The following is a 22,465-nucleotide window of genomic DNA, read 5'->3' as shown; positions in this document are numbered from 1 at the left end:
CGCGGGCAGGGACCGGCCACAGGCCGGTCCCTGCCCATGTCCGCAGTGCAATGCGCCATTTCCGCGTCCGGCCACGGGCCCTCTCGGTAGCATCGAAGTCGGCCGGAAGGTGTCGGGGTGCGCCAGGTGATCGAGGGGACGGCCGGGGCGAGCCGTTCCGGGGAGGACGGGGAGGCGGCGGGGCGTCGCGACCCGTCGGTGACGGAGCCGCTACCGGGACCACTCGCCAGGTGGCGCGCCACGCCGCTAGCCCTCCGGGTGGTCGCCTTCGGGGTGCTGTACCTGCTGCTGGCGGTGGGCGGCGCCCCGCTCTCACCCGTCGAGGGTGTTGCCGTCCTGTGGTTGCCGGCCGGCCTGACCGTCGCCGTGCTGCTGATCAGCGACCGCCGCGAGTGGCCGTGGCTGCTGGCCGCCCTGGTGCCGGGCGGTGCCCTCTTCGACGTGCTCTACGCCACGCCACCCCTGGCGAGCGCCGGGTTCATCGCGACCAACGTCGTGCAGGCCTGGCTCGGGGCCTGGCTGGTCCAACGGTGGGGTGGATCCGTCATCGGCTGGCGTCGCCTGCGGCCCGTGGCGGTCTTCTTCCTGGGGGCCGCCGTGGCCGCGCCCGCCATCGGCGGCATCTTCGGTGGGGCGACCTCCGCGGCAAGTTTCGGTGGCAGCTTCGCGTCGGCCTGGGCGGCGTGGTTCATCGGCGATGCGATCGGGATCGCCCTCGTCGGTCCGCTGGTGCTCGCCTGGGTGGCACCGCGCGCGGCGCCGCCGGCCGCGACGCGGCTCGAGGCCGTCGGCGTCCTGTTCGCCACGGCCGCCGTGGGGGTCCTCGCGTTCGCGCCCGCGGACCTGCGCTTCAGCTTCCTCGCCCTGCTGCCCCTCGTCTACGCCGGACTGCGGCTCCGACCGCCTTCGGCGACGTTGGCCGTCGCGGTCGTCGCGGTCGTGGAGATCGTGCAGGCCGTCGGGGGGTTCGGTGCCTTCCGGGATCCGGCGACCGGCCTGCTGCGGCAGGTGCAGACGCTGCAGCTGTTCCTCGGTGTGGCGGCGGTCGTCACCGGCCTCCTCGTGGCACAGGCGGCCGAGCGACGCCGCGCGCAGGCGCAGCAGGCGGCGCTCGAACGCGAGGCCTGGCGTCAGCGCGCCCGCCTCGGCCTGGCCGTGGAGAGCGCTGAGCTCGGGGTCTGGGAATGGGACCTCGCCACCGGTGAGGTGCACTGGAGCGAGGGCACGGAGCGGATCTTCGGCCTGGAACCGGGCAGCTTCTCGGGGCGGATCGAGGAATTCGTCGAGCGCAGCCACCCCGACGACCGCGACCGCATCGCCGAGGCCATCCGCCGCGCCCTCGAGGAGGACCAGGACGCGTACCGCATCGACCACCGGCTGGTGCGGCCCGACGGCACCGTCCGCTGGGCCGAGGGGCGCGGCGTCGTCCTGAGGGGCGAAGGCCGCACGCCGGTCGGCATGATCGGGGTCATCGCCGACGTCACCGAGCAGCGGACGTCGCGTGAACGGCTGGTCCGGCACGCCCGTCACCAGGAGGCACTGGCGACGCTCGGTACGCGGGCGCTGCAGGTCGACGGACCCGAGCGGTTCCTCGAGGACGCCCTCGAGCTGCTCACCCCCGCCTTCGGGGAGGCGACGCTCGCCGCCCACCGCTACCTCGCCGACACCGGCGCCCTCGAACGGGTGGGCGCGGGCGACGACCGGCTGCCGTCGACAGACGCTGAACGCAACGTCGCCGCGGCCGCACTGGGCAGCGACGAACCGGTCCTCGTCCAGGACGGTCCGTCGGCGAACGGTGATCTCAGGCAGGAGGACACCGGCAACGGTCCGGATCGTGCCATCGCCGTCCGGATCCCCGGGAGCATGCACCCGCACGGGGTCCTCACCCTGATGGGCGCGTCCCCAGCCACCGCGCCGGACGACGCCCGGGTGCTGGCGTCGGCTGCATCGCTGATCAGCACGGTGCTCGAGCTCCACCGGGTCCAGCTCGAACGGATGACCGCCAGCAAGATGGAGGCGGTCGGTCGGCTGGCCGGCGGGATCGCGCACGACTTCAACAACCTGCTGACCGGCATCCTCGGACTGGCCGAGTTGAGCCGGCTCCACACCACCGACGATCGGCTCGTCCACAACCTGCAGGAGATGCAGAACCTCGGCCGCCGCGCGGCGGCGCTGGTGGACCAGCTGCTGGCGTTCAGCCGTGGCGCCTCGCGTCCGCCGGTCGACGTCGAGCTCGGGGCGGCCGTCACCGACGTCGTCGGACTCCTCGACCGCATCATCGGCGAGCAGGTCACGATCGAGACGGCGCCCCCGTCGGCGCCGGTCTGGATCCGGATCGATCCGGTGCAGCTCGAGCAGGTCATCGTGAACCTCGCGATCAACGCCCGTGACGCGATGCCGGCCGGCGGCGTGCTCGGTATCGAGGTCGAGGCGGTGGACGGCGAGGGCGAGGTCCGCCAGGCGGTTCTGCGGGTCAGCGACGCCGGGACGGGCATGAGCCCGGAGGTCGCCGCCCGGGCGGTCGAGCCGTTCTTCACCACGAAGGCGGCCGCCGGCGGTAGCGGCCTGGGACTGGCCACCGTCTACGGCATCGTGGAGCGCGCCGGCGGTCGCGTCGCGATCGACAGCGTCCCGGGTCGGGGCACGACCGTCGAGATCCGCTTCGACGCCGTGACGCCCGTCGCCGTCTCACCATCTCACGAGACCGCCGACGTCGACGCGGGTACGAGGGGGGTCGGCCGCGTCCTGGTCGCCGAGGACGCCGCCATCGTCCGTGAGGTGGTCCACGACGTGCTCGTCGGCGCTGGCTACGAGGTGGCCGAGGCGACCGACGGACAGACCGCCCGTGAGCTGCTGGATCGCCAGCGGTTCGACGTGCTGGTCACGGACGTGGTGATGCCGCGCCTGCCGGGGCCCGAGCTGGTGGCCCATGCCGCCGAGCACCACCCCGCCGTGCGGATCGTGGTGATGTCGGGCTACGCCGACACGGGCGAACTGCCGATCGCGCCGTCGAGGGTCACCTACCTGCCCAAACCGTTCACCGTGGCAGAACTGCTCACGGCCGTCGGCCAGTCCCCGCCCGGGAGCGTCCGGACGGCGACCAGCACCCCGGGACCATCATGAGCGATGGTCGGCCGCACGGGGTCGAGCTGACCCTGTTCGAAGCGCTGCCGCACAAGGTGTGGCTCGCCGACACCGACGGCAACGTCTTCTACTTCAATACCGCCGGTCTGGACTACGTCGGGCTGGGCCTCGAGGAGTTCCTGGAGCGCGGCTGGGAATCCTCCGTCCACCCCGAAGACCTGCCACTGGCGCAGCAGGCGTGGAGCGACGCCCTGGCGACCGGGCAGCCGATGCAGGCCGAATACCGCCTGCGTCGCCACGATGGCGTCCACCGCTGGCACGAGGAGCGTGGTGCGTTCGCGCCCGCCGGTGGCGGTGGGCCCGACCGCTGGATCGGCACCCTGACCGACGTGCACGACCGGCGCGAGGCCGAGCGGCAGTTCGCGGACGCGGAGCGCCGGGCCGCCCAACGGCTCGCGATGCTCGACGCCATGCAGCAGCATGCGCCCATCGGGCTGGGCTTCCTGGACCGGGACCTGCGCGTGCTTCACGCCAACGCCGCGCTTGCGGCCGTGCCCGGGTGGACGGTCGGTGACGTGCTCGGACGCCGCATCGTGGAGTTGGTGGGAACGGAGCAGTGGCTCGAGCTCGCCCCGACGTTCCGACGCGTCCTCGACGACGGTGAGACGGTGCTCGACCTCGAGGTCACCAGTCGCGACCCGGAGGGGAAGCGGCGCGACTGGCTGGTCAGCTACTACCCGGTCGAGCATGCGGGGGACCGGCTGGGGGTGGGGGCGATCGCCCGCGACGTCACGCGTGCGCGTGTGCAGGAGCGCCGCCGGCATGCCCTCGAGACCGAGCGCCTCGAGCTGCTCACCCGGCTGGCCACCGTCGCCGACGAGGAGCGGCGCCGCATCGCCGAGCACCTGCACGACGACGCCGTCCAGACCGTCGCCGCGACGCTGTTGCGCCTGGACCACGCGATCAGCACCGGGTCGACGGCTGCGTTGCAGGCGGCACGGCAGCCCCTCGAGGCCGCCATCCGCACCTTGCGGCTGACGATCCAACGGCTGGCACCACCAACCGCTTCTGCGGCCTCGCTGGAGGAGGCGATCGAGACCTACGCCGAGTACCTGCTGCGCCACGAGGGCATCGAGGTCGAGCTCGACGTGCGGATCGCGCCGGACCTCCAGCTGCCCACCCAGGTCGTGCAGGCCGTCCACCGCCTCGTGCAGGAGGCCCTGGCCAACGTCCTGGGGCATGCGCGGGCGTCCGGTGTGCGGATCCAACTCGAGCTGGTGGACGAGTGGTTACGCGGCAGTGTCACCGACGACGGCATCGGGTTCGATCCGACGGACGAGGCGATCGAGCATCGCGGCCTGCGGCTCATGCGTGAGCAGGCCGAGGTGCTCGGAGGGGCCTGCCGCGTGGTGGCCCTCCCGAACGGTTCGGGTACCTCGGTGACCTGGGCGTTGCCGTCGCGGCCGGGAGACTCCGTCGCGTGACCGCGACGTCCGGCACGGGCGGGTACGCCCGACCGGGGGATTGACGCGGCTGCGTCATGACACCGTTCGACGTGCCGCGCAGACTGGGGCTCCGCTGCCGCAGGTCCCGCCGTGTCCATGATCCTCCACGTCGTGGTCGTCGACGACGACCCGAGGGTGCGTGATGCCCTGAAGCTCATCATCGACTTCGAGCGGGACCTGTGGCTGGCCGGCGAGGCGACGACCGCCGAGGAAGCCGCGAGGCTGTGTGCGGAGGCGCGTCCTGACGTCGCCATCGTGGACGTCCGTATGCCGGGTGGCGGGCCCGAGGCCGCCAGGCAGATCCGCGAGGTCTCGCCGACGACCGCGGTGATCGCCTTGACGGCGGACAACACGCGTTCGGCGCGTGAGCTCATGCACGACGCCGGCGCCGTCGCCTACCTGGTCAAGGGCGCCACGGCCGGTGAGATCCTGGCGGCGGTCCGTCGCGCCGCGGATGGCGGCTGAGCCTGCATCACTCGGCGTGATGCACCCGCTCGTCCGTCACGAGCCCCTCGCGGTTGGCGATCGCCACCGCCTCGAGCCGTGACCGCGCCCCGAGCTTCGTCGTGAGGTTGCGGACGTGGTTGCGGACCGTGTGCAGCGACAGGTACAGCTGCTCGGCCATCTCCCGCGTGGACGCGCCCTGGGTGAGCAGGGTCAACACCTCGAGTTCGCGGGCGGAGAGGTCATCGCCGACCCGTCCGGTGGACTGGCGCAGGTGCCGGGTCACGGCGCGCAACAACTCGGGCGCGAACAGGACGGCTCCCTCCTGCACGCGCATCACGGCCGTGGCCAGTTCGGCGAGCGGCGTGTCCTTCGTGAGGAAACCCGCGGCACCTGCCTCCACGGCGCGTGCGACCACGTCCAACCCCGCCTGCGCGGACAGGACGAGCACCTTCGTGTCGGGATGCCGACGCAGCGCCTCGGCCGTGCCCGCCGCGCCGTCGCCGTCCGGCAACCGGACGTCCATGATGACGACGTCGGGTCGTTCGGACTCGACCAGCGCCAGTCCTGCCGCGAGGTCGCGTGCGGTCCCGACGACCTGCAGCCCGTCGACGGCGGACAGGGCATCGTGCAGCGCGTCCGACAGGATCTGGTGATCGTCGACCAGCACGATCCGCGTCGCCGTGCGACGTTCTGGCACCCCGGCCTCCCCACGTGACGCGAATGCGTCACGACAAGATGCCGGCCGTGTGTCTGCTTGTCCATTCCCGAGCGGAATATCGTGCGAACACGAGGCAGCGCATCAGACCGCGGCGCCTGCCCGCCACCCGATGACCAGGCCCGACGCGTCCGACCGCCACGGTCGGGGCAGCTCGTGCAGATGGCGGGGTGCGGCGACGTCGCTCGGATCGGGGACGTCGGACGGCGCCTCGCAGAACAGCGGGCGGATCTGCTCGGCGGGCATGGGCCGGTGCAGGTGGAACCCCTGCACGAGCTCCCAGTCGAGGTCGGCCAGCTGTCGCAGCTGACCGGCCGTCTCGATGCCCTCGGCGATGACGGTCATGCCGTACGCCTGCGCCATGGTCTGCACGGCACGGATGACGGTCAGGCCGCCGGGTTCGTTCATCTTGGTGGCGAAGCTGCGGTCGAGCTTGCAGACGTCGAAGGGCAGGTCACGCAGCCGCGCCAGCGACGCGTACCCCGTGCCGAAGTCGTCCAGCGCCAGTCGCACCCCGAGCGCCCGCAGGGACTGCATCGCCGACAGCGTGTTGTCGAGGTCCGTGATCGCCTGCTCGGTCACCTCGATCATGATGTCGTGCGGGTCCACACCGGCCGCGGTGCACGCGTCGCCGATGTGATCGGTGAGGCGACTGCGGACGGTGTGTTCGAGCTCGCGCGGCGACAGGTTGATGCTGACGTAGCTGCCGGCCGGCCAGTTGGCACGTTCGCGGATGGCTTCCTCCACCACCCACGTGCCGAGCTGGACCAACAGGCCCATCTCCTCGGCTTCGTGCAGGAACGCTGCGGGTGTCAGCAGCCCGCGGGTCGGGTGCTGCCAGCGCAGGAGCGCCTCGGCGCCCACCACCCGCCCCGACCGCACCGCGACGAGAGGTTGATAGAACAGCCGGAACTGGCCGCTGGCGAAGGCGAGCTCGAGCTCGTCGCGCAGGCTGGCACCGTCGCATGGCATGCCGACGGGGGTCCCCGGGGGCGCGGTGGGTACCGCACCGACGGTGGGTCGCGCCACGGCGACCCGGGCCCGTCCGCTGCACTTGGCGACGTAGAGGGCCTGGTCGGCGCGGGCGAGCAGGTTCCGTGTGCCCTGGGCGGGAGCGTGATGCGCCACGCCGGCGGAGCAGGTCTGGCTGCCTGGGACCAGGGCGAGGAGTCGCTCGACGATCTGCTCGGCCTCGTCGGCCGTCGCGCCGGGAAGCAGGACCACGAACTCCTCGCCCCCGAACCGTGCCAGGACGTCGGTCGGCCGCAACTGGGTGCGCCAGGCGGCGGTCATCTCCTGCAGGAGTTGGTCGCCGGCGAGGTGGCCGTTGCGGTCGTTGAACCGTTTGAAGTGGTCGAGGTCGAGCACGGCGAGACTGACCCCGGTGTTTTCGCTCGCGGCCTGCGCGAGCGCCCGTGTCAGCGCGTCCTCGAATTGCCGGCGGTTGACGGCGCCGGTCAACGGGTCCGTCGTGGCCAGCTGTCGCAGCTCCGCCGCCTGCACACGGATCCGCGAGGTCAGGCCGTGAAGCTGGTGGATGACGAGCACGGACAGCAGCATCGAGCCGCCGGTCAGGGCTACCCCGTGCGGTGCAGCCATGGTGCTGTGGTGCAGCATCAGCAACGGTGCCAGCATCGCGGCGGCCGTGAGGGCCAGCAGCCGGTGCCAGACGGCCGGACGCTCCGGCGGGTTCCCCTTGCGGTCCACGGCTGCTCCCTCGGCCTTCGTGCTGCTCGATCGATGCCATCCTGCGCGGCCATCGACCGCTTGCGCAGACCCATCCGGCCCTGATCGCACTGATGCAGATGCGTCAGTTCGGTGCCGCCGTCGGAGGCGCGAGCCTGCCCCGTGCCGACAGACGTGACCGGCACGGGCAGCGCGGACGGGGGGAGCTCGCGCCGGCCGTGCCGGTCCGGCGACAGGGCGGGGGCACCGTCGCCGCCCAGATGATGGCACCGCTGGTTGGCCGCGACGAGACCCAGGTGGGGCACCTTCGCCTGACATCGTTGCGTCATCGGCAACGACCGGGAGGCACCGGTCCTGCGTCCTCGGCACCTACCCGACGGAGGTGCCGTCGGCCTGCAAGGCGGCGACCAGTGCGTCGGGATCCCGCGGTGCGGCGTCGATGGCGGCCAGTCGGGCTGCCTCGACTTCGGCCGCGGAGTCCCCGTCGTCGGACTCGAGCAGCCGGCAGAGGCGATCGATCGCGCCGGCGTGCGCCGAGACACGTTCGTGCGCGTACCCGGCGGCGTTGCCTCGGATCACCATGTAGGGCCAGTCGGAGGTCGTGAGCAGCGCCAGTTCCCGCGCGAGCTGCCGCCGGACCCGTGCGCTGCCTCTGCCACCGGCCAGGGCTGACCGGGCCCGGCCGCGGGCGTCGTCGATCGCCTGCCACATCGGTCGGGTCGCCCCGTCCACCCAGCTCGCGTGGCTCTTGGCGTGGCCCCAGGACGATTCGGGCAGCGTCAGCCGGCGTGTCGGCGGCCGCCGCTCCCGCCGTGACGCGAGCGTCGAGGTGCGCAGGTCCGGATCATCCGCGACGCGACGAAGGACCGCCTCGAGCCAGGCCGGTCCCTCGAACCACCAGTGCCCGAAGAGCTCGGTGTCGAAGGCCGCGACCACCAGCGTGTCCGGACGCGGCCGGAGCGTCGCACGCAGGGCCGTGTGGAAATGGTCGGCGTGTACGTCCACGCGGGCGTCCGCCGCGGCAGGGACGTAGGGCTCCTTGGCGTCCGGGGGAAGTGCGTGGTCGGTGACCCGCCACGAGGGGTGCGTGCCGAACGTGCCGTGTGCGTAGTAGTCGCGGTACCACGCGTCGGCGGGGTAGCCGGCCGACGCCGACCACACGTGGCTGCTGATCGTGACGTCGCGGGCGTAGGCGACGACGTCGCTGTCGCCGATCAGGACGCCGTCGTGGATCTCGTCGAACCCGGCCACCTCTCCGGGCGAGAGCACCTCGTCGGCGGTCCAGTCGCGGGTGGGCCGGCCGGCGGCGTCCCAAAGCGTGGCGGTGTCCACCAGCACGTGGTCGATCCCGTGCGCGGCGTACTGCGTCTCGAGGCCGGGCAACTCGCGACCCACCCGCAGCAACGTCGGCGTCCCGTGGCGATCGACGTGCAGCGGCTCGGCGGTCGGGTCGGCGACCCGTCCCTGTGGGCGGTAAGCCATCTCCGGAGCCCACAGGCCCGTCGGTCGCCGCGGCGCCCAGGTCGCATGGTCGTCGAGGCCGACGGCGAGCTGCGCATCGATCTCGGCCGGGTCGGCGATCAGCGGCAGGTAGGGGTGGGTCGCCGGCCCGCCGAGCAGCTCGACCACCCCGTTGGCCGCAAGGTCGGCCCACACCGACGTCAGGCCGCCTCGGGACTGCACGTCCTCGTGGTAGGCCAGCAGGTCGGCGAAGTGGCGCCAGTAGTAGGTGGCGAGTTCGACGACCTCGATGCCCATGTGCCGGTGCCAGCGCTGTTCCTCGCTGCGCCACATCTGGCCGGCGATCCAGATACCGAGATCGTTGCCGAGCTGCGCGTCCCGGACCTGGTGCGCCGCCAACGGCGTGACCCCGAGGGTGAGGACGTCGCGGTGCCCGTCCTCGGCCAGGCGCTCGAGTACCCGCGTCACCGGCAGCCACGACCCCGCCCAGGCCTGGAAGAGCCACTCCTCGCCCACCGGCCACACCCCGTGCCCCTTCAGGTAGGGCAAATGGGTGTGCAGGACCAGGGCGAGCTCCCCGTTCATCCCACCACCCGGCAGACCGCGACGAGGTCGAGGCTGGCGTCGAGTGCGTCGTCGCGCAGTTCGAACCACGACGGCCGGACCGCATGCACGGTGCGTCGCACCCAGGACGGCCAGGCGTCGGGCGTGGCTTCCGTCAGCAGGTCGGTCAGCGGTCGACCCGCCGCAGCCTCGATGCCCCGAAGGCGGTCACCGTGATGGACGCCCAGCAGGCGTTGCACCTCCAGCCCCGCCGTCGTCAGCTCCTCGTGGAGTTCAGCTGCGGTGAACTCGCGGGTGTGGAACGGGTTGACGGGGACGTCGCTGCCAGGGGTGAAGGTCAGGCGATTGGGCGTGGCGATGGCGACCACGCCGCCGTTCCGTGTGACGCGGCGCAGTGCGCGCAGATAGCCCGGGATGTCGTGGAGGTGCTCGATCACCTGGAACGACACGGTCAGGTCGATCGCGTCGTCGTCCAGTGGCAGCGCCATCAGCTCCGCCGCGTGCACCTCGATGGCCGGGTTCAGGCCGTACCGTGCGCCGGCGTGCGCGACGGCCGCCTCGTCGAGGTCGACGCCGACAACACGGCTCAGCCCGGTTGCCGCCAGCATCGCCAGCCCGTAGCCCTCGCCGCACCCGGCGTCGAGCACGGTCTCGACGCCGGACGCCGTCGCGAGCTCGGCGCCGAGTTCGTAGGCCACGACGTGCCGCTGGAACCAGTAGTTCTCGTCGGGAACGCCGGGCAGCGTCCGCTCGCCGGTCAGCGCCAGGTCCCGCGGCGTGCCGCGTACGCCGTCGGCGCGGACGGGGTCAGTGTGGTCGGCTGGGGGCGGCGCATCAGGCATGGATCCGAGCCTACGGTTGCGCTCCCCGCGGCCGGACATCGGCTCGGACGCTCGCCGCGCCGCGTCGTTGGGACGGCCCGGGGATTTGACTTTGAGCGTCCGCTCCAATTCGATCGCGTGCAGAGCACCCGAGCACCGCGCCGCCACGCCGGCGGTGCGTCGGACCACGAGAGGGAAACGGCTTCATGAAGGTCATCGTCCCGGTCAAGCGCGTGCCCGACACGGCAGGCGAGAAGAACATCGATCCCAACGACAAGACCGTGGATCGTGACGGGATCGAGTCGGTCCTGTGTCCGATCAACGAGTTCTCGATCGAGGAGGCGGTGCGGCTCAAGGAGAGCCACGGTGCCGAGGTGAAGGTCCTGCTCATGGGCCCGGAGTCCGCCCAGCCGATCTTGCGCAAGGCGCTGTCGTACGGGCTCGACGCGGCGGTACAGATCACCGACGACGCCCTGGCGGGCTCGGATGCGATCGGGACCGCGCGCGCGATCGCCAAGGCGCTCGAGGGCGAGGAGTTCGACCTCGTCATCTTCGGCAACCAGGCCACCGATGCCCGCACCTGTGTCGTGCCGGCTGCCGTCGCCGAGATCCTGGGGCTGCCGTCTTTGACGTACGCACGCCACCTCGAGGTGGACGGTGACAAGGTCGTGGTCCACCGCGAGCACGAAGAGGGCTACGACGTGGTCGAGTCCACGTTGCCGGCGATCGTCAGCGTCGTCGAGGCGATCAACGAGCCCCGCTACCCCTCCTTCAAGGGGATCATGGCCGCCAAGTCCAAGCCGCTGGACGTCAAGTCGGCCGCCGACCTCGGCGTCGACACCTCGCAGGTCGGGCAGGCCAACGCCCGCGCGGTGCTGACCGAGTTCGAGCAGCGCCCGCCGAAGGAGGCCGGGACCATCGTCGAGGACGACGGGTCCGGATCCACCGCGGCGCAGCTGGCCGACTGGATGCAGTCCAAGAAGTTCGTCTGAGCCGGCTCGCGGCAGATGCGACGATTTCGAGAGGAAATGTTCGATGGGTGAGCTGCTCGTACTGATCGACCACGCCGAGGGTCAGCCCCGCAAGCTGTCCCTGCAGATGCTCGCGGCCGCGAACCAGGTGGCCGGCCAGACCGGTGACACCGTCTCGGCCGTGTGGCTGGGCGAGGGTGGCGCCGGAGCCGCCGAGGTGCTCGGCCGCCACGGCGCGACCAAGCTGTACAGCTGGAATTCGTCCGACGCCTTCGGGTACGTGACCCTGCCGCAGGTCGAGGCCCTGCAACAGGTGATCGACACCTCGGGCGCACAGGTGCTGTTCTTCGCTTCCACCAACCTGGTCAAGGACGTCGCCGCGCGGCTCGCGATCCGTGTCGAGGCGGGGGTGATCACCGACGCGACCGGCGTCGAGGTCGTCGACGGCAAGCTGCAGGCCACCAAGGAGGTCTTCGGCGGCGAATTGATCACGCGCTGCACCTTCGCCGACGGGGTGAAGCAGTTCGTCGGGATCTCCAACAACGCGTTCGTCGCCGAGGAGACCGGCGGCGGCGCTGCCGAGCTCGTCGAGATCGACGTCACGCTGTCCGAGACCGCGACCAAGGCCAAGGTGACCTCGGTCGAGAAGCAGGTCACCGCGGACCGTCCCGACATCGCCGAGGCGGCCATCGTGGTCTCCGGCGGTCGGGGCCTGGGCAGCGAGGACGGCTTCAAGCTGATGGAGGAGCTCGCCGACGTGCTCGGTGCCGGCGTCGGTGCGTCGCGCGCCGCGACCGATGCCGGTTGGTATCCCCACCGCTACCAGATCGGCCAGACCGGCCGGACCGTGTCGCCGATGCTCTACATCGGATCCGGCATTTCCGGTGCGATCCAGCATCGCGCCGGCATGCAGACGTCGCAGAACATCATCGCGATCAACAAGGACGGCGAGGCGCCGATCTTCCAGATCGCCGACTTCGGCATCGTGGGCGACCTCTACACCGTGGTTCCCAAGCTGATCGAGGAGCTGAAGGCGCGCAAGGGCTGACCCACTTCGAGCGACGGCGCGGGCGCTTCTGCGGAGGCGCCCGCGTTCGCGTGCGACAGGGGAATTACGCTGCGCGGCGGGCGGAGGAGCAGGCGGGTGGCGGCGACGTGGGACCAACGTGACCCCGACGAGCAGGCTCGGGTGCGGGACCGGCTGCTCGCCGACTGGCTCCCCACGGTGGTCGCTGCCGCGCCGTTCTGGGGCGCGCTCGCCGAGGCGTCCGGGATCGCGGCCGCCGATGCGGGCGACCTCGGCACGCTGCGGCGCCTGCCGACCGTCCGCGAAACCGAGCTGTTGGCCGGCGGTGACCGCGGCTCGTCCGCCGTGGTCGCCCCGACCGAGGACGAGGTCAGGGCTCATGCGCCCGCCACCACGATTCGTCGGCTGACGGCCGGGATCGGACGCCGTGGCGCCGCCGGCAGGCGCGACCTGCTCCTGCACGAGTACCAGCCGCTGCTCCTGCAGCGGGCGGGCAGCGACGGCTCGTGGTGGGTCGCCTCGTCCCGCAGCGATCTCGACCGCATGCATCGAGCGGGCGCACGCTCGGCCGCCGTGGCCGGTGTCGACCCGAGCGACGTGCTGGTCTCGGCCGTTCGGTGCGGCCCGACGTTGCACCACCTCGGGATGGTGCACCTCGCGGCGGGCGCCTCGATCACGGCCGCGCATCCACGCACGGACGCCGGCTATGCCGAGGTCGTCGACGCCATCCGCGCCCTGTCACCGACGGTGCTGGCGGTCGCGGCCGACGAGGTCGACGCGCTCGCCGACGCGTTGCGTGCCGCACGGGTGACGACCGCGGGACTGCGCCGTCTGCTGGTGCTCGGCCCGCCACCCGACGAGGCGCGGCGCAAGGCCCTGGCCGGCGCCTTCACCGACGGGGACAGCGGCGTGCCCGTCCTCGCCCTGTGGGGACCCACCGAGTCGCGTGTACTGTGGGCCGAGTGCGCTCCCGCCAGTGGGCTGCACACCTACCCCGACCTCGAGCACCTCGAGGTCGTCGACCCGTTCACCGGGGCGCCGACCGAAGCCGACGGGGACCTGACGCTGACCTCGCTGGGGTGGCACGGCACGGCCCTGGTGCGCTACCGGACCGGCGCCTGGGTCGAGCCACTGGTGACCGGGGCATGCCCGGGCTGCGGGCGCACGCTGCCACGCCTGGGCGGAACCATCGAGCCGTCCGCGTGGCAACTGCCCTTCCGCACCGGCGCGGATGTGGGCACGGTCGACCTCCGCGGCGTCGCCAGCGTGCTCTCGCGCGCCCCGGGCGTCGTGGACTGGCGGGTCGAGGTGGTGGCTGCCGAAAACGGCGACCACCTGCGCGTCGAGGTGGCCGGCGGCCTCGGCGAGGACGGGCACGAGTTGCGCGACCGGCTCGCACAGGCGTGCGGCATGGTCCCCGAGGTGCGACTCGGGGTGGCCCCCGACGAGATCGCCGCGGGCATCGAACGGGTCGGCGGCGTCTTCGCCGACCTCCGGTAGGCGGCTCGCCGATGGTGCCGTGCGTACGCCAGGATCCCGGGTTCGTGGGGTGACGGTGCGGTCAGGGGGCGACGCCCGGCTCCAGCAGGGCGGCCGAGTCGCGCACGACCCGTGCCTCGGAGCGGCGTACGACGACGATGCCACCCACGATGGCGATCGCGCCGAGCACCTGCCTGGGACCCGGGACCTCACTGAGCAGCACCCACGCGGTCAGCACGGCGAACAGGACCTCGGTCAGGCCGACGAAGGACGACAGCCGCGTGCCGAGTCGCTGTACGGCGCCGATGCCGGCGAGATAGGCGACGGCCGTCGAGACGGCGACGAGCCACAGGGCCGGCACCCACCACGCGGTCTCGATGCCCACGAGGACCACGTCCACCGCCGTGAACGCGATCGGGACGAGGCCGATCGCGCCGGCCAGCGCGATGACGATCGCGCCGACCAGCGTGCCGCCGGCGGCCATCACGAGCGGCGGCAGGTCGTCGTGCTGGCGCTCGGACAGCACGAAGAACGCCGCGACGCACACGGCGGCGAGCATGCCCCAGGCCACGCCGACCGGGTCGACCGAGCCGGCGCCGGCGAGGTCGAGCACGAGGACCAGCCCCACGACGGTCAGGGCCGCGCCGAGCATCGTCGCCCGAGCCGGCAGCGTGCGGGTGCGCAGCGCGGTCCACAGCACGAGCAGGACCGGGGCCGTGAACTCCAGCAGCAGGGCGACGCCGACGTCCAGGGTGCGGACGGCGTTGAAGAACGCCAGCTGCACCCCGGCCATGGCCACGATCCCGTAGACGACCAGGTGGCGCAGCGAGGTCGCCGACACGCGCACGCGGCCACGGCGCACCACCAGTGCCACGGCCCCGAGCAGCAGGGCCGCCCCGCCGATGCGCACCAGTACGGCCGCCGCGGAGGTCCACCCCGATTCGATCAGGGCCTTGGCCATCGGCCCGGACGAACCGAAGGTGAATGCCGAGAGCACGGCCATGCCCAGGCCGACACGCGTGGCGCGCGCCACCGGCCGGGTCTCCGTCGCCGTCATCCCACCACCTTCGTGTCACCGGTCCGGTCAGTGGACGTCAGGACCGTGGGAAAGTACGGTCCTGACCCTACGGGACGGTCGTGTCAGGAGTCAACTTGCAGTTCGCCCATGACACCGAGGTCGCGTTGGACGGCGCCGCGGCCCTGGTGAACACCGCGCGGGGCGGACAGGAGCGGCTGACCGACCCGGAGGTGCTCGGTGCGTTCCTCGATCGCGAGCGCTACAGCGGTACGCGTGCGGGCGACGAGGCGGAGTTGCAGACCATCCGCGACCTGCGCGACCGGGTCGCCGCGCTGTGGGACACCGACGCCCTCGAGCAGGTCGTCACGCTGGTCAACCGGATCCTCAGCGACGCGCATGCCCTGCCGCAGCTGATCCGGCACGACGGCTGGGACTGGCATCTGCACCTGACGCCGCGTGATGCGCCGCTGGTCGACCGCATCGGCACCGAGATCGCGATGGCCGTCGCCGACCTGATCCGCGCCCAGGACCTCGAGCGGCTCAAGCGGTGCGAGGGCGAGGACTGCGACGCCGTCTTCGTCGACCTCTCGCGCAACCGCGCACGCCGCTTCTGCGACCTCGGCAACTGCGCCAACCGGGCCCATGTCGCCGCCTATCGTGCCCGAAAGGCCGCCCGGGCCGCCGAGTGACCCTTCTCGCCGGCTCAGTCGGTGAGTGCGGGCTTCGGTGGGGGCGGCGGGGTCTCAGGGTCCTGCACGAGTTCGGCGAGCTCGCGGAGTTCGCCGGTCTCGTTCGGGGGACAGACCTCGTCGGGGATGCGGGCTTCGACCACGCGCACCCGTGCGGACCCGTACCGCTCGCGCGACCAGACCCGCAGCCGCGCCAGCGTGCGACGCCCCCAGGGCCACTGTGACAGCGACAGCGCGACACCGGCGGCGATGGCGAGCAGCCCGGGTCCGGGCAGAACCAGCATCGCGATGCCGGCAACGACGAGCAGCAGGCCCAGCCCCGCCTTGAGCAGCCGTACGGCCACGATGGTCTCCGAGACTCGCGTCGAAGCCGCATTCTGCCCGGTTAACCCCCGTGCCGCCGCCGTCCGGACGGTCCGTCAGACCGCCACCTCGACGACATCGGCACCGGTGACCTCCAGCAGGGTTCGGGGTGTCAGCGGGAAGACGGTGGACGGCGTCCCGGCCGCCGCCCAGATGCGGTCGTGGCCGGTGAGGTCGCGGTCGCAGAGGACGCGCAGCGGCCGGACGTGCCCGAACGGTGGCGTGCCGCCGATCGCGTAGCCGGTCGTGGCCCGGACCTCGTCGGCGTTCGCCTTACGGCAGGTGGCGGCACCGAGCGCCGTACGCACCCTGCGCTCGTCGACCCGGTTGGCGCCGGAGGTCAACACCAGCACCGGCTCGTCGTCGGCCATGAACACCAGGGACTTGACGATCTGCGCCACCTCGCAGCCGATTGCGGCCGCGGCGTCTGCGGCTGTCCTGGTCCCCTGGGGAAATTCGCGCACCTCGAGGTGCAGACCGTGCGCGGCGGCGGCATCGGTGAAACGTCGTGCTGCGGTGGCCATGGGGCGCCTTCGGCTTCGGGTCCTTGTCGCGGCAGGCTCAGCGCTCGCCGCTGGCGTGCGGGTCCGTGGACAGCCTGACCGTCGCGCCGTCCGGCAGGTCGCGCAACTGCGCGGCGAGCTCCCCGCGAAGGCGCATGCCCTGCGTCGCGTCGAGCGCGTGCAGATTCTCGAGATCGAACGGCCCGCCGAGCACGAACGGTACGACCGGCACCAGGCGTTGGGCGGGTGGGAGCGGTCCATGACGCGTCTGCCAGGCGCGGGCCAGGGGATGGCCGGTGAGCACGGCGTGGTCGTCGAGGATCGCCTGCGCCCACTCGTCGAGGGTCGCCGCGAGGTGGTCGACCGCGCCGGTCTCGGGGTCGAATGCGACGATCCCGTCGGGCGTCAGCGCGAACTGGCCGCCGAAGACGTCCTCGGCGAAGCACAGCAAGCCGTCGGCGAGCCCGTCGTAGGACCGCTTCCACAGCGCGTCCGCGTTCCAGGCGTCGAGGCCCGGATGGCCGTCCGCGGCAGCGTCGGGGAAGACCCGCAGGGCGGACTCGACGCCACGAAACCGTTGCGGCGCCGCAGCAGCTGACCGAGGTCGCCGGCGTCGATGCTCGCGTGTACGAGCGGCCGAGCCGCGCGGGGGCAGGTCGCCGGGCCGGCGATGTCCAACAGCCGGTCGAGCCCGGTCGCGGACGGGCTCACAGCTGCACCGTCGCGGACGCCGGTGGCTGGCCGGGTACCACCTCGACGCGGACATCCAGCGAAGCGCCGGCCGCCGGTGCCGGCCGCAGCCGAATCTCGCCGTTGCTGAAGTGGCGGTCGCCGCGCCCGACCGCGTCGAGCACCTCGAGGGGCCGGCCGTCGCAGGAGACCTGCCAGGCGCCGACCGGTGGGACCCGGCGGGGGAGCGGACGGTCGGCCCCGACGTCGATGCGCGCGAACCGCAGATCCGCCCATTGCGGCCACACCTCCAGGCTCAGCAGCACGAGGCGTTGGCCCGCCACGACGCCCAGATCGGCGGTCAGCGGCACGACACGGACGGGCGCGTCCGGCACGCGCAGGCCGTCGGGGAGGTGGGGGGCGGTCACGGGACCTCCGGGGCAGACGGCGCGTCGTCAGGGGGACGCTACCGTCGTGGACGTGGATGTCCTGCTCGATCACGCCGCCAGTACGCCGCCGCGCCCCGAGGCGCGCGCGGCGTTGCAGCGTTGGCTCGACGCCGCGAACGCCTCGGCCACCCATGCGGCCGGCCAGGCCGCGCGCGTCGCTGTCGAGCAGGCCCGGGAGCAGGTGGCCGCGGGCCTGCGCTGCTCGCCCCACGAGGTCGTGTTCACCTCCGGCGGCACGGAAGCCGACAACCTCGCCCTGAAGGGCATCGTGTGGGCCGCCCGTGAGCGCTCCTCCGGCCCGGTCCACCTGGTGACGACCGGCGTCGAACACCCGGCGGTGCTCGGGCCGGCGCGTTGGCTGGCCGAGCGGGGCGACGTCGCCCTGACGGTGGTCGCCCCCGATCCCGACGGGCGCGTGCCGGTCGAGCGCGTCCTCGACGCCGTTCGCGCCGACACCTGCCTGGTCAGCGTGATGACGGCCAACAACGAGCTCGGTGCGGTGAACGCCATCGCCGACCTGGGCCCGTCGTTGCGCGAGCGCGGTGTCCCGCTCCACACCGACGCCGTGCAGGCCGTCGCGACCCTCGACGTCGATGTCACCGCCTGGCAGGTGGCGGCGCTGTCCGCATCGGGCCACAAGTTCGGCGCTCCGCAGGGGGTGGGCGTCGCCGTCCTGCGACGTGGTCTGCCGGTCGTACCGCTCACGCACGGCGGGGGCCAGGACCGCGGCGTCCGCTCGGGCACCTTCGCCGCCGGGCTCGACGCCGCGTTCGGAGCCGCCATCGAGGCGGCGGTCGCCGACCGCAGCGAGGTGCGCGCGAGGCTGCGGGCCCTCGGGGACCGGCTCGCTGACGGTCTCCTCGGTCTCGACGGGGTCCGTCGCAACGGTCCGTCGGCTGCGGCCCACCGGTTGCCGTCGCATGTCCACGTCTCCCTCGACGGGGTCGACGGCGCCGCGCTGACCCTGGCGCTCGACCGCGCCGGGATCGCGGCGTCGTCTGGTGCGGCGTGCGGGTCGGGCGCCGCAACCGCGAGTCCGGTGCTCGAGGCCTGCGGCGTCGTCGGTACACCGCTGCGCCTGTCACTCGGATGGACCTCCACCGAGGCCGAGGTCGACCGCGCCCTCGACGTGTTCGGCGACGTCGTCCCGCGTCTGCGACGACGGCAGCCCGCCGCCCACGGGGCCTGAGCGATGGCCCAGGTGCTGGTCGCCATGTCGGGCGGCGTGGACAGCGCGGTCGCAGCCGCGCTGCTGGTCGAGCAGGGGCACGATGTCACCGGTGTGCACCTCAAGCTCGCCGACATCGCGTTGGAGGAGCAGGTGCCGGGGCACGGGTGCTGCACCCTGGACGACGCGCAGGACGCCAGGCGGGCGGCGCAGGTCCTCGGGATCCCGTTCTACGTCTGGGATCTCTCCGAGCTGTTCCGCCGCGAGGTCCAGGACCCCTTCGCGCGGGCCTACGCGGGCGGGGTCACCCCCAACCCCTGCGTCACCTGCAACGAGCGGGTCAAGTACGCCGGCCTGCTGCAGAAGTCGGCGTCGATGGGGTTCGACGCCCTGGCCACCGGGCATCACGCCCGCCTGCGTCGGAACGGCGCGGTCGTGCGGACACCGGGCCCGGCCACCAGGCTGCACCGGGCGGCCGACCGCCGGAAGGACCAGTCCTACGTGCTGTACGTGGCCACCCCCGAGCAGTTGGACCGCACGTTGCTGCCGGTCGGCGAGATCGAGAAGGACGAGGTCCGTCGCCTCGCGCACCTCCACGGCCTGCGGGTCGCCGACAAGCCCGACAGCTACGACGTGTGCTTCATCCCCGACGGGGACACGACGCGCTATCTGGGCCAGCACCTGCCCGCACGACCCGGTCCCGTCGTGGATCTCGACGGCCGCCGGGTCGGGGAGCACGAGGGCGTGTGGCGGTACACGGTGGGACAGCGTCGCGGTCTCAACCTCGGGACGCACGAGCGTCGTTTCGTCGTCGACGTCGATGCCGCGTCGGCCACCGTGCGTGTCGGCCCGCGCGAGGCCCTGGCCTGCTCGTGGGCCGAGGTCGGCGCACCGACCTGGACGACGGGGGACGTGCCCAGCGGTGACGTTCGGGTGCAGATCCGCGCCCACGGGGCGACGGTGCCCGGCCGGGTGGAGACCGGCGGCGACGACGCCGTTCGTCTCCACCTCGACGAGCCGGTCCACGGGCTCGCGATCGGGCAGGCCGCGGTCGTCTACGACGCCGCGGACGAGGTCTGCCTCGGCGGGGGGCGCGTCACGCGGGCCGAGCGACCGGCTGGACTCCCCGTCGTCTGACGCAGGTGTGTCGGTGCCGTCGTGGTCTCACCGCGACACGGCCTGGTGAACGGCGGCCCAGTGCAGGCCGATGGCCGCCAACGTGAGCGCGTGGAACACCTCGTGGTAGCCGAACCACCGCGGCCAGGGGTCGGGACGTTTGCGGGCGTAGACGACGGCGCCCAGCGTGTAGAGCAGGCCCCCGGCGCCGACGAACACCGCCAGGCTCATGGAGTGGCGCCACATCCAGGGCAACAGCACGACCCCGACCCACCCCAGCGCGACGTAGGGAACGACACGGGCGCGCGGGCCGGCATGGTGGAACACGTTGCGGATGGCGATGCCGGCGATGGCGCCGGCCCAGACCAGGGCGAGCAGCAGCCAGCCCGGCCTCGACCGCATCACGGCCAGCACGATGGGCGTGAACGTTCCTGCCACGCCGAGGAAGATCGTGGAGTGGTCCGCGCGGCGGAGGACGGCCACCACCCGCGGTGGCCAGTTCGGTACGTGGTAGGTGGCGCTGGTCGCCAGCATGATGGTCACGCCGGCCACGTAGACGGCGACCGCACCGCGCAGAAGCCCGTCGGAGGCCGCGTTCCACAAGGCGAAGCCGCTCGCGGCCATGACGAGCGCGCCGACGAGGTGCAGCCAGCCCCGCAGCCGTGGGCGCCGACCGACCGTCGGCGCCGTGCGGGTCTCGGACGTGGTGGGATCCACCGGGCGCTCCGGGTCTTCGAAGTTACGCAACCGTAGCTCAGGCCGGAGGCGGCGATCGTGCCGGTCGAGGTGCCCCACCGGGCCGCAGGCACGGTGGGGCACCTCGTAGCATGCCGCCCACCTGCCCCAGGAGCGACGTCGTGCAACTGTCACCTCGCGGTCAACGGATCCTCGGTTGCCTGGTCGAGAAGGCGCTGGCGACCCCCGACCAGTACCCCCTGTCGCGGAACGCGCTCCGGACCGCCTGCAACCAGTCGACGGGGCGTGATCCCGTCGTCGCCTACGAGGAGACCGACATCCAGGCCGGGCTGGCCGAGCTCCGCGGACTGGAGCTCGTCAAGACCGAGTACGGCCGCAGTTCGCGGGTCCCGAAGGCGGCGCACCGGCTCGCCGAGCACCTCGACCTCGACGTGGCCCAGCAGGCCGTCCTCGCACTCCTGTTGCTGCGTGGGCCACAGACGCCCGGCGAGCTGCGGACCCGGGCCGGGCGGATGCACACCTTCGGCTCGGTCGAGGCCGTGGAGGCGGTCCTGCGCTCGCTCGCCGAGCACCGGTTCGGAACCCTGGTCGAGGTGCGACCGCGCGAGCCCGGACGACGCGAGGCGCGGTGGGCCCACGCGCTCGGCGACCCGGCCGCGGTGCAGGTCGCCGAGGCGCCCGCGACGACGGACGCGCGGACCAGTGGCCGCCACCGGCCGTTCCACGACGCCGTGCTCGCCGGTGACTGGGACGCCGCCGTGGCGCAACTCGCCGAGGACGTGGTGTTCCGCTCACCGGCGGTGCACCACCCCTACGAGGGACGCGCGGCCACGGCTGCCGTGCTGCGGGCGGTCGCGACCGTCTTCGAGGACTTCCGCTACACCGACGTCCTCGACGCCGGCGACCGGGTGGGACTGGTCTTCGAGGCGCGGGTCGGGGACCGCGTGGTCCAGGGGTGGGACTACCTGCACTTCGACGACCAGGGGCGCATCCGTGACTTCACCGTGATGGTGCGTCCGCTGTCGGGCCTGCGGGCACTGGTGGAGGCGATGCAGGGCGCCCTGGCCCGCTGAGTCGACGGCGTCGGCGCTCCCGCCGTTAGGGTCGTCGGCGTCCGCCGCACCTGGAGCGCCCATGCCGGTCACGTCACGCGGGATGCGTCCCACCCTGGCCGGCCGCCTGCTCATCGGCATCGGTGTCGCCGGCAGCCTGGCCGGACTGCTGGGCATGGTGGTCGGTCTCCGGCTGCTGGGGCTGCTCGACCAGGCGCTCGAGGACAGTCTCGGCGTGAGTGCGCAGGCCGTGGACGCGCTCGGCGCGTCGGTCGAGGTCGCCGGCGACACGCTCTCGGTCCTCGAGCGCACGCTGAGCAACACCGCGACGACGACGCGCGACCTCGGCGCCAGCCTGGCCGACGCGGAAGCGGTGTTGCTGGCCACGGCCGACCTCAGCGAGGACGACATCGCGGGCGGCCTGGAAGCCGTCGAGGACACGCTGCCGGCGCTGATCCAGGTCGCTTCCGTGATCGACACCACGCTCGGCGCGCTCAGCCGCATCCCCTTCGGCCCCGACTACAACCCGCAGGAGCCGTTCCCCGACTCGTTGCGGGCCATGCAGGCCGAACTCGACGGGATGCCCGAGGCGCTGCGTGACCAGGCGGCGCTGATCCGCGACGGCGCCGGCAGCCTCGACACCGTGCGCGCCGGCACGGCCGACATCGCCGACGACCTCGACGAACTGCAGGTGACGATCGGAAGTGCGAGCGAGTTGGTGGGGGAGTACGCGACGACGGCCACGGAGGCACGCGAACTCGTCACGGCCAATCAGGGTGCGCTCGACGACCAGCTCGCGTGGGCCCGGGTGCTGGTCGTGGTGCTGGCCGTGACGTTCGTGGTCGGCCAGGTGGTGCCGATCGGTCTGGGTCTGCTGCTCGTGCGACCCGGAGCACTGGCGGCGTTCGTCGCCCGTGACGTCGCCGAACGGTCCTGATCGCCAAGTAGCCTCGCGCCTCCGCCGACCGGTCTCCTCCCAAGG

The 22,465-nt window shown here is 72.6% G+C and carries 21 protein-coding genes; 11 read left to right on the top strand and 10 right to left on the bottom strand.

The window, feature by feature from the left end; genetic code table 11:
- Positions 1–117: 117 nt before the first annotated feature.
- The 3 genes from ACERMF_RS06105 (at position 118) to ACERMF_RS06095 (ending at position 5,054) form a co-directional block, all read left to right on the top strand.
- Positions 118–3,123 (top strand): MASE1 domain-containing protein, encoded by a 3,006-nt coding sequence (locus ACERMF_RS06105; protein WP_373668146.1) that lies wholly within the window; start codon positions 118–120, stop codon positions 3,121–3,123.
- On the top strand, positions 3,120–4,568 hold the full coding sequence (locus tag ACERMF_RS06100) for a PAS domain-containing protein (RefSeq protein ID WP_373668145.1): 1,449 nt from the start codon (positions 3,120–3,122) through the stop codon (positions 4,566–4,568). Before ACERMF_RS06105 ends, ACERMF_RS06100 begins: the two co-directional genes overlap by 4 nt.
- 117 nt (positions 4,569–4,685) lie before the next feature.
- Complete coding sequence (locus ACERMF_RS06095) at positions 4,686–5,054, top strand: response regulator transcription factor (protein ID WP_373668381.1); 369 nt, start codon at positions 4,686–4,688, stop codon at positions 5,052–5,054.
- A 7-nt stretch (positions 5,055–5,061) separates the two neighbouring features.
- Here ACERMF_RS06095 and ACERMF_RS06090 read toward each other — a convergent pair whose 3' ends face one another.
- The 4 genes from ACERMF_RS06090 to ACERMF_RS06075 form a co-directional block, all read right to left on the bottom strand.
- Entirely contained in the window at positions 5,062–5,733 is a 672-nt protein-coding gene (locus ACERMF_RS06090; protein WP_373668144.1) for a response regulator, read from the bottom strand.
- 102 nt (positions 5,734–5,835) lie between these two features.
- Positions 5,836–7,458 (bottom strand): putative bifunctional diguanylate cyclase/phosphodiesterase, encoded by a 1,623-nt coding sequence (locus tag ACERMF_RS06085; RefSeq protein WP_373668143.1) that lies wholly within the window; start codon positions 7,456–7,458, stop codon positions 5,836–5,838.
- 348 nt (positions 7,459–7,806) lie between these two features.
- Entirely contained in the window at positions 7,807–9,483 is a 1,677-nt protein-coding gene (locus ACERMF_RS06080) for a 1,4-alpha-glucan branching protein domain-containing protein (RefSeq protein WP_373668142.1), read from the bottom strand.
- Entirely contained in the window at positions 9,480–10,304 is an 825-nt protein-coding gene (locus ACERMF_RS06075; RefSeq protein WP_373668141.1) for a class I SAM-dependent methyltransferase, read from the bottom strand. The genes ACERMF_RS06080 and ACERMF_RS06075 overlap by 4 nt, the downstream gene beginning before the upstream one ends.
- Positions 10,305–10,489: 185 nt before the next feature.
- Here ACERMF_RS06075 and ACERMF_RS06070 point away from each other — a divergent pair, with 185 nt between their 5' ends.
- The 3 genes from ACERMF_RS06070 (at position 10,490) to ACERMF_RS06060 (ending at position 13,781) form a co-directional block, all read left to right on the top strand.
- Positions 10,490–11,275: an electron transfer flavoprotein subunit beta gene (locus tag ACERMF_RS06070; protein WP_373668140.1), complete on the top strand. Its 786-nt coding sequence runs from the start codon at positions 10,490–10,492 to the stop codon at positions 11,273–11,275.
- Between the two features lie 43 nt (positions 11,276–11,318).
- Positions 11,319–12,302 carry an electron transfer flavoprotein subunit alpha/FixB family protein gene (locus ACERMF_RS06065; RefSeq protein ID WP_373668139.1) on the top strand — a complete coding sequence of 328 codons (984 nt, stop codon included), beginning with the start codon at positions 11,319–11,321 and terminating at the stop codon, positions 12,300–12,302.
- Positions 12,303–12,398: 96 nt separating this feature from the next.
- A complete protein-coding gene (locus ACERMF_RS06060; protein ID WP_373668138.1) occupies positions 12,399–13,781 on the top strand; it encodes a phenylacetate--CoA ligase family protein in 1,383 nt (460 codons plus the stop codon).
- Positions 13,782–13,842: 61 nt separating this feature from the next.
- Here ACERMF_RS06060 and ACERMF_RS06055 read toward each other — a convergent pair whose 3' ends face one another.
- Positions 13,843–14,817 (bottom strand): DMT family transporter, encoded by a 975-nt coding sequence (locus ACERMF_RS06055; protein WP_373668137.1) that lies wholly within the window; start codon positions 14,815–14,817, stop codon positions 13,843–13,845.
- 95 nt (positions 14,818–14,912) lie between these two features.
- On the opposite strand from ACERMF_RS06055, the gene ACERMF_RS06050 reads away from it, so the two are divergent.
- Complete coding sequence (locus ACERMF_RS06050) at positions 14,913–15,467, top strand: CGNR zinc finger domain-containing protein (protein ID WP_373668136.1); 555 nt, start codon at positions 14,913–14,915, stop codon at positions 15,465–15,467.
- Positions 15,468–15,481: 14 nt separating this feature from the next.
- Here ACERMF_RS06050 and ACERMF_RS06045 read toward each other — a convergent pair whose 3' ends face one another.
- From ACERMF_RS06045 to ACERMF_RS06030, 4 genes are all read right to left on the bottom strand, one after another.
- On the bottom strand, positions 15,482–15,811 hold the full coding sequence (locus ACERMF_RS06045; RefSeq protein ID WP_373668135.1) for a PGPGW domain-containing protein: 330 nt from the start codon (positions 15,809–15,811) through the stop codon (positions 15,482–15,484).
- A 75-nt stretch (positions 15,812–15,886) separates the two neighbouring features.
- Positions 15,887–16,354: a YbaK/EbsC family protein gene (locus tag ACERMF_RS06040; protein WP_373668134.1), complete on the bottom strand. Its 468-nt coding sequence runs from the start codon at positions 16,352–16,354 to the stop codon at positions 15,887–15,889.
- 37 nt (positions 16,355–16,391) lie between these two features.
- Positions 16,392–16,784, bottom strand: a complete 393-nt coding sequence (locus ACERMF_RS06035) for an SMI1/KNR4 family protein (RefSeq protein ID WP_373668132.1) — start codon at positions 16,782–16,784, stop codon at positions 16,392–16,394.
- A 256-nt stretch (positions 16,785–17,040) separates the two neighbouring features.
- Positions 17,041–17,430 carry a hypothetical protein gene (locus ACERMF_RS06030; protein WP_373668131.1) on the bottom strand — a complete coding sequence of 130 codons (390 nt, stop codon included), beginning with the start codon at positions 17,428–17,430 and terminating at the stop codon, positions 17,041–17,043.
- Positions 17,431–17,476: 46 nt separating this feature from the next.
- Here ACERMF_RS06030 and ACERMF_RS06025 point away from each other — a divergent pair, with 46 nt between their 5' ends.
- Both ACERMF_RS06025 and mnmA read left to right on the top strand, forming a co-directional pair.
- Positions 17,477–18,640 carry a cysteine desulfurase family protein gene (locus ACERMF_RS06025; protein ID WP_373668130.1) on the top strand — a complete coding sequence of 388 codons (1,164 nt, stop codon included), beginning with the start codon at positions 17,477–17,479 and terminating at the stop codon, positions 18,638–18,640.
- Positions 18,641–18,643: 3 nt separating this feature from the next.
- Positions 18,644–19,756: a tRNA 2-thiouridine(34) synthase MnmA gene (gene mnmA / locus ACERMF_RS06020; RefSeq protein ID WP_373668129.1), complete on the top strand. Its 1,113-nt coding sequence runs from the start codon at positions 18,644–18,646 to the stop codon at positions 19,754–19,756.
- Positions 19,757–19,783: 27 nt separating this feature from the next.
- Here mnmA and ACERMF_RS06015 read toward each other — a convergent pair whose 3' ends face one another.
- Entirely contained in the window at positions 19,784–20,452 is a 669-nt protein-coding gene (locus ACERMF_RS06015) for a hemolysin III family protein (protein WP_373668128.1), read from the bottom strand.
- Positions 20,453–20,592: 140 nt separating this feature from the next.
- On the opposite strand from ACERMF_RS06015, the gene ACERMF_RS06010 reads away from it, so the two are divergent.
- Both ACERMF_RS06010 and ACERMF_RS06005 read left to right on the top strand, forming a co-directional pair.
- Positions 20,593–21,504: a DUF480 domain-containing protein gene (locus ACERMF_RS06010; RefSeq protein WP_373668127.1), complete on the top strand. Its 912-nt coding sequence runs from the start codon at positions 20,593–20,595 to the stop codon at positions 21,502–21,504.
- A 61-nt stretch (positions 21,505–21,565) separates the two neighbouring features.
- Positions 21,566–22,420 carry a hypothetical protein gene (locus ACERMF_RS06005; RefSeq protein WP_373668126.1) on the top strand — a complete coding sequence of 285 codons (855 nt, stop codon included), beginning with the start codon at positions 21,566–21,568 and terminating at the stop codon, positions 22,418–22,420.
- The last annotated feature ends 45 nt before the right edge of the window (positions 22,421–22,465 follow it).

The sequence above is a fragment of the Egicoccus sp. AB-alg6-2 genome, from assembly GCF_041821025.1.
Lineage (GTDB): Bacteria > Actinomycetota > Nitriliruptoria > Nitriliruptorales > Nitriliruptoraceae > Egicoccus.
Note: the sequence above shows the minus strand (reverse complement) of the source record. Positions and strands in the feature narration are given on the sequence as shown.